This window comes from Collinsella aerofaciens (genome assembly GCF_015670745.1).
GTDB lineage: Bacteria > Actinomycetota > Coriobacteriia > Coriobacteriales > Coriobacteriaceae > Collinsella > Collinsella aerofaciens_T.
Window position 1 is genome coordinate 1 of record NZ_JADPCH010000032.1, and the last position, 11,153, is coordinate 11,153.

Genomic DNA, 11,153 nt, shown 5'->3' on the forward strand with positions numbered 1-11,153 from the left:
AACCGTATTCCAGATTCTAGGACGCCGGGCCGACTCGCTTCGGATGGGGCTCTACACCAACTTTCTCGACACTACCGTCCTTTTATCTTGTGGCATCCTCGATATCTAAAAGGAAAACCCCACAGCCCATGCGAGCTGCGGGGTTTTCCTTGTGCCTCCGATGCGAAATAAATCGCTCAGATATTACTGATAATCGACGACGTCGATCCAGTTCTTCAGGAACTCATCGTTCACGTTGCGCTTACGAGCGAGCTCGGAAGCGGCGACGATACTCGTCCACTGACGCACGACCTGCATGGGCATGTCGGCGCGGTCGCAGTAGAGCTCCAGGTAGGCCTCAGCCTGATCCTTGCTGTTGAGGGCAAAGAGCAGGTAGGTGGTGGCAACGTCGGCAGCAGGGGAGCCCTGGGTGGCGTGTGCCCAGTCGCACACATAGAGCTGGCCGTCGTCGCCGACGATGACGTTGGAGGGGTTGAAGTCGCCGTGGCAGACCTTGAACTCCTTGGTCATGCCGTCCAGACGCTCCTGAAGGTTGTAGCGCGTGGTGGCATTGAGCTGATCAAGGCTGTCGATCATGCGGGCGTACTTGTCGCGCTGACGGTTGAGCAGCGGGGAGGTGTAGCCGTGGATCTCGATCTGGAGGTCGACGAACATCTCGAGGTACTCACCAAAGCGCTGGGGCTCGGCAGTCATCTTCTCGGCAAGGGTGGTGCCCGGAACCTTCTCGGTCACGAGCGCCCAGCCGTTGGCGTTCTCGAGCTGGGAAACCTCGAGCGCCTTGGGGCTGCGGATGCCGCACTCATTGATGCGGGCAAGATTCAAAGCCTCGTTGAACACGTCGGAGACAGGCTTGGTCTCGTTAAAGACCTTGACAATCTTGTCGCCCAGGTCATAAACGACCTTGTTGCCACGGCGGACGAGCTCGGTCTTGGAATCGGGTAGCAGCATGGTTGCATCCTTTCAACGATGCGATAGAAGCGACGGCGGGGGTGTGTGAAACACCCGTGCACCCCCGCCGTTAAAAACCGTGCTAAAACTAGCAGACGGCGTAATCCTGGGGCTCGCGGCCGTAGTAGGCGTCCAGGTAGAGCTCCTTGATCTCGCTCATGAGCGGGTAGCGCGGGTTGGCGCCGGTGCACTGGTCGTTGAATGCCTGCTCGGTCATTTCGTCGAGGGTGTCGAGGAAGTACTGCTCGTCAACACCGTAGTCGGCGATGGTCTTCTTGACGCCGATGAAGTCCTTGAGCTCTTCGAGCTTCGTGATGAAGTTCTCGAAGACCTCCTTGTCGTCCTTGCCCTCGATGCCGCAGTACTTGGCCATCTCGGCGTAGTTGTGCAGCGCGTTGGGGTAAGGATACTGGGAGAAAGTACCCATCTTGACGGGAGCCTCGGCGGCGTTGTAGCGCATAACGCGGGTCAGGATGACGGCGTTTGCAATGCCGTGGGGCAGGTGATGGAAAGCGCCGAGCTTGTGGGCCATGGAGTGATTGAGGCCCAGGAAGGCGTTGGCGAAGGCCATACCGGCCATGCAGGAGGCGTTGTGCATCTCCTCGCGGGCATGCGGATCCTTGGCGCCGTTCGTGAAGCTGGAGGGCAGGTTCTCGAAGACGAGCTTAGCAGCGCGCTCGGAGAGGCCCTTGGTATAGTCGGAAGCCATGATGGAGACGTAGGACTCGATGGCGTGGGTCATGACGTCGATGCCGGAGGCAGCGGTCAGGCCGCGCGGGGCGGTCATGCAGTTGTCGGCGTCGACGATAGCCATGTTGGGGAGCAGCGCGTAGTCGGCGAGCGGCCACTTGATGCCGGTCTCCTTGTCGGTGATGATGGCGAACGGCGTGCACTCGGAGCCGGTACCCGAGGAGGTCGGGACGGCGACGAAGTAGGCCTTCTTGCCCATCTCGGGGAAGGTGAAGATACGCTTGCGGATGTCCATGAAGTCCATGGCCATGTCCTCAAACTTGCACTCAGGGTGCTCGTACATCATCCACATGATCTTGCCGGCGTCCATAGCGGAGCCACCGCCGACGGCGATGATGACGTCCGGCTCAAAGAGAGCCATCTGCTTGGCGCCGCGACGTGCGCACTGCAGCGACGGATCGGGCTCGACGTCGTAGAAGCAGTCGTGGGCGATGCCCATCTCGTCGAGCTTGGCCTCGATGGCGCGGGTGTTGCCATTCTTGAAGAGGAACTGGTCGGTGACGATGAAGGCACGCTTCTTGCCCATGACGTTGCCCAGCTCGTCGAGGGCGACGGGCGTGGAACCCTTCTTGAAGTAGACCTTCTCGGGAGCGCGGAACCACAGCATGTTCTCACGGCGCTCGGCCACAGTCTTAACGTTGATCAAGTGCTTCACCCCAACGTTCTCGGAGACGGAGTTGCCGCCCCAGGAGCCGCAGCCCAGGGTCAGAGACGGCTTCATGCCAAAGTTGTACAGGTCACCGATGCCGCCGTGCGAGGACGGGGTGTTGATGACGATACGGCAGGCCTTCATGACGTGCTCGAACAGGCTGATCTTCTCGGCCTGGGCGGGGTGCACGTACAGAGAGGCGGTGTGGCCCGGGCCACCGGCGAGCACCAGGTGCTCGGCCTTGTCGACGGCCTCCTGGAAGTCCTTGGCGTGGTACATGGCCAGGACCGGGGAGAGCTTCTCGTGGGAGAACTCCTCCTTGGCGGGGTCGGTGGAGGTGACCTCGGCGATCAGGATCTTGGTCTTGGCGGGAACCTCGATGCCGGCGAGCTCGGCGATCTTGGCGGCAGCCATGCCGGGGATGCGGTGATCGAGGGCGCCGTTCTTGAACATGGCGGCACGCAGGGCCTCCATCTCGGCACCCTGCTTGACGAAGTAGCAGCCGCGCTTCTGGAACTCGGCCTTAACCTGGTCATAGATGCTGTCGATGACAGTCACGGACTGCTCGGAAGCGCAGATCATGCCGTTGTCGAAGGTCTTGGAGTGGATGATGGAGTTGACGGCGAGCAGCACGTCGGCGGTGTCGTCGATGACGACCGGGGTGTTACCGGCGCCAACGCCCAGGGCGGGCTTGCCCGAGGAGTAAGCGGCCTTGACCATGCCCGGGCCACCGGTGGCGAGGATGATGTCGACGTCGCGCATGACCATGTTAGTCAGCTCGATGGAGGGGACATCGACCCAGCCGATGATGCCCTCGGGGGCGCCGGCCTTGACGGCGGCGTCAAGCACGAGCTTGGCGGCGGCGATGGTGCACTTGGCGGCAGCCGGGTGCGGGGAGATGATGATGGCGTTGCGGGTCTTCAGGCAGATCAGCGTCTTGAAGATCGCGGTGGAGGTGGGGTTGGTCGTCGGGATGACGGCGCCCACGATGCCGATGGGCTCGGCGATCTTGGTGATGCCGTAAGCCTCGTCGCGCTCCAGGACACCACAGGTCTTGGTGTTCTTGTAAGCGTTGTAGATGTACTCTGCGGCGTAGTGGTTCTTGATGACCTTGTCCTCAAGAACGCCGCGGCCGGTCTCCTCGATGGCCATCTTCGCCAACGGGATACGAGCCTTGTTGGCGGCCATGGCGGCCTCATAGAAGATCGTGTCGACCTGCTCCTGCGTGTACGTAGCAAAAAGCGCCTGGGCCTCTCGCATCTGAGCGAGCTTAGCCTCAAGCGCCTCTACGTTGTCCACAATTGCGGGAGTAGTGTTTTCCGGTGACTTTTTCACCATTTGTGTCTCCTTGCGATCGGAGATTTACCCTACGCCTTGCATGATAGCAAGAAATTATTCGGTGAACGGTAAGATTCCCGTAAAAGGCACACTAAAACGCTTCAATAAACTGAAACGCTTTAACTAAAACTATCTGCCTGCTGCATCGCCCCGCTCATTGGGGACAGACTTACATGAGTGCTTTCACTCATTTGGGACAGACATCGTTTTGCCATTTTGCCGTTCTGAACCTGTTTTTGCCGATCATTGGATATAAATAGGTCACAGGCTCAGCATTTCGCGTTCCTTCTCTCCTTTTAGGTGTTGCCTGTTCAGTTTTGAAAGGAGAGATTATGCCCCGATGTGCCCGCGCCGTTTCGCTCACCGGCTATTACCACGTCTTTGACCGTGGCAACTCCAAACAGATTATTTTTGAAGATGACTCTGACCGATATCGTTTCTTATCGGACATCTCGGACAGGCTTGCACGCCATAAAGTGGCAGTGTTGGCTTGGTGCCTTATGGACAACCACTTCCATTTGATGGTTGATGACCCATATGACAACCTTTCAAAGGCAATGTAGTGCGCACTGACGGCGTATGCTAAGTATTTCAATGGGAAAACGGGAAGAACGGGCCATCTGTTTGACAATCGCTATTCGCGTGTTGCGGTTGAGTCGGACACACAGGCGGTGCAGCTACTCGATTATATCTATCTCAATCCTGTGAAAGGTGCGATCGGCTCTCTCGAAGCATACCGCTGGTCAAGCTTTAGGGCATACCAGCTGGGCTACGATCCCTTTGACATCTGCGATGCGGCCCCTATGCTCGATATTGTCGGGGGGTCTCGTCACTATTGTGAGCATCTTAAGGAAGTTGCCGGGCGGATCTGGTCAGTTGAGATTCTTCCACGCCGACGGATCCTCGATGAGGATGCTCTTTCCGTTGCGCGCGAAGTCCTTCCGAGCATAGATCCTGCGCTGCTCAAGGCCCTGCCACGCCCCGATCGTGATGCGTGTCTGCTGAGGCTCAGGCGGGCACATCTCACGGTCAAGCAAATTGCCCGTATCACCGGCATCGGCGCTACAAGCGTGACCAAGGCCACTGTAGGCTGGAGGGAGGCTGCGTGAGGCAGGGGCCGAACCGCTGCCGGCATGCGTAATGTCTGTCCCAAATGCGTGAAAACACTCATGTAAGTCTGTCCCCAATGAGTGCATGATCCCTTTGACATCTGCAAACCCTCATATAAGTCCGTCCCCAATGAGTGCAAAAAGGCGCCCTCCGTAGGGGAGGGCGCCTTTGGTAAGTTCTATGTGAACGCGAGGTCTTTGACCCGGAGAGTCCGAGGTACTTGTTGGTAAGACCTTATTTAGGAGCGCGCAACCTTGCCAGACTTGAGGCAGGTGGAGCAAACGTTCATCTTGCGACGGTGACCATCGACGACGACGTAGACGCGCTGGATGTTGGGGCGGAACTTACGGTTGGTGACGCGGTGAGAGTGGCTGATGGAGCGACCGGCAACGGGGTGCTTACCGCAAACTTCGCAAACTTTGGACATAACTGACCCTCCTTGGGCGACAAACGAACATGTCGCGTTAACAAACAAGCCTGAACTATAGCACAGAAGTCGCTCCCTGTGCGCAATCTACACAGAGATATTCCTCTTTTGGCGATAGTGCCCACGCCACGGCCCTGGACGTAGATCCGATTTGCGTGCAGCAGAGGGGATTATGCCAGCTCGTGCGTGCGTTTTCAAGCTCGTCCCACAAATATATATAGGTTTATGGAGCATTGGGCTCCGTTTACGGATTGCTCTGTATTTATGCTCGCAATTAAGCTCGAGGTTGGCTACACTATCCCTTGACCATTAAAGGGGTACGAGATACCCACATGGAATTACATAGCTGCCATGCGAGCAGCCTTTCCTGTGGGTGTCTGGTCCGCTTTAAGCGGTCGGGCATCTATTTTTTTGACTGTGTCAGCAGTCAAGACATGTGAGGAAGGAGATCGATGGGCACGACTTCCCCCAAGGCGGTCATCATGGACGAGACCGCCGTCAATCGAGCGATGACCCGCATCGCGCACGAGATTCTCGAGCGCAACGAGGGCTGTGAAGACCTCGCTCTGGTCGGCATCGTCACGCGCGGCGACCTTCTGGCAAAGAAGCTCGCCGAGGAGATCAAGGAGATCGAGGGCGTCGACGTTCCGCTCGGCAGCCTGGACATCAGCTTCTACCGCGATGACTACGCTACCAATTTCGCTCCCGCGATCCACGCCACCAACATTCCCTTTAGCGTCGACGGCAAGCGCGTCGTGCTGGTGGACGACATCCTGTATACGGGCCGTACCATTCGCGCCGCTCTCGACGCCGTCATGGACCTGGGCCGTCCGAGCCGTATTGAGCTGGCAGTTCTCGTTGACCGCGGTCACCGCGAGCTCCCCATCTCGCCGGACTTTGTCGGCAAGAACGTTCCCTCGTCGCATGAGGAGAACGTGCACCTATATATGAAAGAAGTCGACGGCCACACCGCCGTCGAGATTAACGACGTCGCGCCGGGTTCCCACGTGGGCTCCGCGCCGCTGGGAGGTGAGTAGTACCGTGGCGTTCAACCATAAGCACCTGATCGACATTACCGAGTACTCCGAAGAGGACATCAAGCTCATCCTCGAGACCGCCAAGGCGTTCTCCGAGGTCAACGAGCGTGCGATCAAGAAGGTCCCCACGCTCAAGGGCAAGACCATCGTCAATATGTTCAACGAGCCCTCGACGCGCACCCGCAGCTCCTTCGAGCTCGCCGAGAAGCGTCTTTCGGCCGACAGCCTCAACTTTGGCGGCTCCTCGACCTCCACGGTCAAGGGCGAGAGCCTCGTCGACACCGTCGAGACCCTCAACGCCTACAAGATCGACTGCATTGTCGTGCGCGATAAGCACGCCGGCGCTCCCTACATCGTCACTCAGAACTCGCCCGCAAGCGTCATCTGCGCCGGTGACGGCAAGCACAACCATCCTACGCAGGCCCTGCTCGACCTGTACACCATCTGGGAGCACAAGGGTGACTTCCACGGTCTGAAGGTCGCCGTCGTCGGCGATATCGCCCACTCCCGCGTTTGCGGCTCGCTGATCCCCGCCCTTAAGATCATGGGCTGCGAGACCTACGCCGTCGCCCCCGGCACGCTGCTGCCGCCGTCGCCCGAGGTCTTGGGCTGCGACCACGTGACGAGCGACCTCGATTCCGTCCTGCCCGAGCTGGACGTCGTCTACATGCTGCGCGTGCAGCAGGAGCGTCTCGAGGGTGCCCCGTTCCCGACCATTCGCGAGTACCACAAGCTCTTCGGCCTGACCAAGGACCGCGAGAAGCTCATGAAGCCCGATGCGATCATCTGCCATCCGGGCCCCATCAACCGCGGTGTCGAGTTCGACTCCTATATGGCCGACCACCCGCAACGCTCCGTCATCCTGGAGCAGGTCTACGCCGGTATCTGCGTGCGTATGGCTATCCTGTATCTGCTGCTTGGAGGTGCCGATAATGGCCTTGCTTCTTAAGAATGCCCACGTCGTCGACCCGTCCGTCGAGCTTGACGGTGTCGTTGACGTCCTGATTGACGGCGACAAGATCGCCGAGGTCGGCGAGAATCTCGCCGTCGAGGGAGCCGAGGTCCGCGACCTTTCCGGCAAGTACCTCGTCCCCGGCCTGGTGGATATGCACGTTCACCTTCGCGAGCCCGGCTACGAGGTCAAAGAGGACATCGAGAGCGGCACCCGCGCAGCTGCCAAGGGCGGCTTTACCGGCGTGTGCGCCATGCCCAACACCGATCCCGTCACCGATAACGGCACCGTCGTGGAGTTCGTCAAGTCCCGTGCTGCCGAGGTCGGTCACTGCCGTGTCTATCCGTCGGGCGCCATGACCCGCGGTCTTAAGGGCGAGGCCATGTCCGAGATGGGCGATATGGTCGCCCACGGCGCCGTCGCCTTCACCGACGACGGTCGCGGCGTGCAGGGCGCGGGCATGCTCCGTCGTTGCATGGACTACGGCAAGATGTTCGGCAAGGTCTTTATGAGCCACTGCCAGGACGAGGATCTGGTCGGCCACGGCCAGATCAACGAGGGCAAGGTCTCGACCCGTCTGGCTCTCGAGGGTTGGCCGGCTGCCGGCGAGGAGCTCCAGATCGCCCGCGACATCGAGATCGCCAAGCTGACTGGTGCCAAGCTGCACATCCAGCACATCTCCACCGCCCATGGTCTGGAGATCGTGCGTGCCGGTAAGGCCGCTGGCGTTCAGGTTACCTGCGAGGCCACCCCGCACCACATGTTCCTGACCGAGAACGACCTGGACGAGACCTACAACACTTCGCTCAAGGTCAACCCGCCGCTGCGTACCGAGGAGGATGCCGAGGCCATTCGTCAGGGCGTCATCGACGGCACCGTCGACGTTATCGTCACCGATCACGCTCCCCACACCCCGTGGGAGAAGGCCCGCGAGTTCGAGCTTGCGCCCTTTGGCATGATCGGCCTCGAGACCTCGCTGTCGCTCGTACTCACCGAGCTGGTCAACACGGGCAAGATGAGCATGGGCCGTATGGTCGAGCTCATGGCCATCAAGCCGCGTGAGATCCTGGGCCTCGACCAGGTTCAGGTCAAGGCGGGCTCCGTTGCCGACCTGACCGTGTTCGACGCGTCCGCCACCTGGACGGTTGGCGAGGACGGTTACGAGTCGCGCGCCGAGAACTCCGGTTTTGCCGGCCGCACGCTCACCGGTCGTGCCACCGATGTGTTTGTCGGCGGTAAGCAGACGCTTGCCGACGGCTGCATCTGCTAGCATAGCCTTATCGCTTTTGTGCGCGGCTCCCTTGCGGTGCCGCGCTTTCTGTTCGTTTTGACCATGCAACCGCATGGGGGATTGGAGCGTCTATGCCCACACCTTCCACTGCACGCATGCACGACTTCGAGGTCGTCTCGAACCAGGAGATCGCCGACGGCATCTTCTCGCTCGTCATCTCGGCCCCCAAGCTTGCAAGTGCGCTCAAGCCCGGTCAGTTTGTGAACATCGCCGTACCCGGCGATGCGTCCTCGCTGCTTCGCGTGCCCCTGAGCTACTACCGCGCCGACGCCGAGGCCGGCACCGTCGAGCTGTGGTACGCCGTCGTGGGCGACGATACCCGTCGTTTGTCCCAGATGGGCCCTGACTCCACCTCTAACCTGCTGGGCCCCGGTGGCCGTGGCTGGATGGTACCCGAGGGCACCAGGAAGGCCCTGCTCGTCGCCGGTGGCATCGGCGTTCCGCCTGTGCTGTGTCTTGCCGGTATGCTTGCCGAGCAGGGCGTGGATGTTGACGTGTGCCTGGGCTTTGGCACCGCTTCCAAGGCCGTGGGTGTCGATGAGTTCCGCGCGCTGGGCGCCACGGTCAACGTTTGCACCGACGACGGCTCGCTCGGCACGCACGGTTTTTGCACCGATCCTGCCGCCGAGCTGCTCGGCGAGGGCGGCTACGACTACGTCGCCAGCTGCGGCCCCGCTGTCATGATGAAGAAAGTCGCCGCCGCTGCCGCCGAGGCCGGTGCGTACTGCGAGGTGTCGCTTGAGCGCATGATGAGCTGTGGCTTTGGCGCCTGCAACACCTGCAATGTCGAGACGGTCGACGGTATGAAGGGCGCTTGCATGTGCGGCCCCGTGTTCGATGCTTCCAAGGTGGTGGTCTTCTAGTGGGTACCGTGAACATGGCCGTCGATTTCGGCGGCGTCAAGATGCAAAACCCCATCAACACCGCAGCCGGTACCTTTGGCTACGGCTGGCAGTTCCAGAACTTCTTTGATGTTTCCCAACTGGGCGCCATCACCACCAAGGGTTGCGCAGCCGAGCCCTGGCCCGGTAACCCCGCGCCCCGCATGGCCGAGATCCCCGGCGGTATGATCAACTCCGTGGGCCTTCAGAACCCCGGCGTGGCCGCCTTTGCTCGCGAGTCCGGTCCGTGGCTCGAGCAGCTCTCCAAGGACGGCTGCCAGGTCATCTGTCAGGTTGCCGGCCACTCCGTTGACGAGTTTGTCCGCGCACTCGAGATGTATGTCGAGCTGTGCCCCTGGGCTGCCGGCTACGAGATCAACGTGAGCTGCCCCAATATCGCCGCCGGCGGTGCCGCCATGGGCTCCACGCCCGAGGGCGCCTCTTCCGTTATGGCTGCCTGCCGCAAGGTGACCGATAAGCCGCTGTTCGTGAAGATGGCGCCGGTCAACGTCGCCGAGATCGCCAAGGCCCTCGAGGCTGCCGGCGCCGACGGCCTTTCGGTCATCAACTCCATTCAGGGCATGGCCATCGACGTCCATACCCGCAAGTCCCGCGTGGCCAAGCCCAAGGGCGGCCTTTCGGGCCCGCTGTGCCACCACATCGCCGTGCGCATGGTCTGGGAGGTTGCCCAGGCCGTCGATATCCCCATCAACGGTGTCGGCGGTGTCATGACCGGTGAGGATGCGGCTGAGTTTATCCTGGCCGGTGCCACCTGCGTGTCGGTCGGCATGGCCAACTTCGTCGATCCGTGCGCTTCGCTCAAGATCGCGCATGAGCTCGAGGCCTGGGCCGAGTCCCAGGGCGTAAAGGACATCAACGAGCTGGTAGGTGCTTTCGAATGCTAGAGACCGATGCCCGCGACCGCGTAATCGTCGCCCTCGACTGCGATCGTGAACGTTCGCTCGAGCTCGCCCACGAGCTTTCGGGCCATGCCGCCTGGCTCAAGGTTGGCATGACGCTCTATTACGCTGAGGGCCCCGAGATCGTCAAGACCTTTAAGGACCTGGGCTTTAAGGTCTTCCTTGACCTTAAGTTCCATGATATTCCGCATCAGGTTCGCGGTGCCGCCCGTTCGGCCTCGCTTGCCGGTGCCGACCTGCTCTCGGTTCACGGCTTGGGTTCGGGCGCCATGCTCGCTGCCTGCCGCGAGGGTGCCGAGGAGGCGCGCGAGGACCGCGCCAAGCTCGTCGCCATCACCGTGCTCACGAGCATGAATCAGGATGCCTTGAGCGAGATCGGCGTCGAGTCGCCCGTGGCCGAGGAGGCCACCCGCCTGGCAAAGCTCGCTCAGGCCAACGGCATCGATGGCATCGTGTGCTCGCCGATGGAGGCTCACGACATGCGTGAGCTGCTGGGCCCTGATGCCCTGATCGTGACTCCGGGTGTGCGTCCGGTGGGTGCCGCCTTAGGTGACCAGTCCCGCGTGGCGACGCCTTCCCAGGCTATCGAGCGTGGCGCAAGCCACATTGTGGTGGGCCGTCCCATCACCGGTGCCGACGATCCGGTTGCCGCCTTTGACGCCATCGTCGCTGAGCTGGTCGAAAACGTCGCGTAAAAGATTCCCCTAAGTCACCACTTTTGGGTTTCATGGGGGTGCGGACAATTTCTTGGACCGCGCCTAGGCGTATCCAAGTGGAGTGGGTATGATGAATTGGACACCTAGTTAAGAGCGAAAGGTGTTCAAGATGGCCCAAAGAAGAAAGCGATACG

Annotated in this window: 11 protein-coding genes; 8 read left to right on the forward strand and 3 right to left on the reverse strand. The window is 60.7% G+C overall.

Annotation, left to right across the window (positions count from 1 at the left end; translation table 11 throughout):
• Positions 1–183 precede the first annotated feature (183 nt).
• Both I4W07_RS08870 and adhE read right to left on the reverse strand, forming a co-directional pair.
• Positions 184–948: an aminoglycoside phosphotransferase family protein gene (locus I4W07_RS08870; protein ID WP_035138543.1), complete on the reverse strand. Its 765-nt coding sequence runs from the start codon at positions 946–948 to the stop codon at positions 184–186.
• 88 nt (positions 949–1,036) lie between these two features.
• Complete coding sequence (gene adhE, locus I4W07_RS08875; protein WP_196026400.1) at positions 1,037–3,685, reverse strand: bifunctional acetaldehyde-CoA/alcohol dehydrogenase; 2,649 nt, start codon at positions 3,683–3,685, stop codon at positions 1,037–1,039.
• A gap of 332 nt (positions 3,686–4,017) precedes the next feature.
• On the opposite strand from adhE, the gene I4W07_RS08880 reads away from it, so the two are divergent.
• Both I4W07_RS08880 and I4W07_RS08885 read left to right on the forward strand, forming a co-directional pair.
• Positions 4,018–4,248 carry a transposase gene (locus I4W07_RS08880; protein ID WP_196026401.1) on the forward strand — a complete coding sequence of 77 codons (231 nt, stop codon included), beginning with the start codon at positions 4,018–4,020 and terminating at the stop codon, positions 4,246–4,248.
• 108 nt (positions 4,249–4,356) lie between these two features.
• Positions 4,357–4,794 (forward strand): hypothetical protein, encoded by a 438-nt coding sequence (locus I4W07_RS08885; RefSeq protein ID WP_196026402.1) that lies wholly within the window; start codon positions 4,357–4,359, stop codon positions 4,792–4,794.
• A gap of 239 nt (positions 4,795–5,033) precedes the next feature.
• Here I4W07_RS08885 and rpmB read toward each other — a convergent pair whose 3' ends face one another.
• Positions 5,034–5,222, reverse strand: coding sequence for a 50S ribosomal protein L28 (gene rpmB, locus I4W07_RS08890; protein WP_022094725.1), 189 nt, complete (start codon positions 5,220–5,222; stop codon positions 5,034–5,036).
• A 452-nt stretch (positions 5,223–5,674) separates the two neighbouring features.
• Between rpmB and pyrR the strand changes: the two genes are divergently transcribed.
• From pyrR to pyrF, 6 genes are all read left to right on the forward strand, one after another.
• A complete protein-coding gene (gene pyrR, locus I4W07_RS08895) occupies positions 5,675–6,259 on the forward strand; it encodes a bifunctional pyr operon transcriptional regulator/uracil phosphoribosyltransferase PyrR (protein ID WP_006236123.1) in 585 nt (194 codons plus the stop codon).
• A gap of 4 nt (positions 6,260–6,263) precedes the next feature.
• The gene (locus I4W07_RS08900) at positions 6,264–7,208 is read left to right on the forward strand and encodes an aspartate carbamoyltransferase catalytic subunit (RefSeq protein ID WP_055309882.1); all 945 of its coding nucleotides are present in this window, start codon (positions 6,264–6,266) and stop codon (positions 7,206–7,208) included.
• On the forward strand, positions 7,192–8,481 hold the full coding sequence (locus tag I4W07_RS08905) for a dihydroorotase (protein ID WP_161161343.1): 1,290 nt from the start codon (positions 7,192–7,194) through the stop codon (positions 8,479–8,481). Before I4W07_RS08900 ends, I4W07_RS08905 begins: the two co-directional genes overlap by 17 nt.
• A gap of 116 nt (positions 8,482–8,597) precedes the next feature.
• Positions 8,598–9,365: a dihydroorotate dehydrogenase electron transfer subunit gene (locus tag I4W07_RS08910; protein WP_196026404.1), complete on the forward strand. Its 768-nt coding sequence runs from the start codon at positions 8,598–8,600 to the stop codon at positions 9,363–9,365.
• Between the two features lie 14 nt (positions 9,366–9,379).
• On the forward strand, positions 9,380–10,288 hold the full coding sequence (locus tag I4W07_RS08915) for a dihydroorotate dehydrogenase (protein ID WP_006236128.1): 909 nt from the start codon (positions 9,380–9,382) through the stop codon (positions 10,286–10,288).
• Complete coding sequence (gene pyrF, locus I4W07_RS08920; protein WP_196026403.1) at positions 10,282–10,998, forward strand: orotidine-5'-phosphate decarboxylase; 717 nt, start codon at positions 10,282–10,284, stop codon at positions 10,996–10,998. Before I4W07_RS08915 ends, pyrF begins: the two co-directional genes overlap by 7 nt.
• The last annotated feature ends 155 nt before the right edge of the window (positions 10,999–11,153 follow it).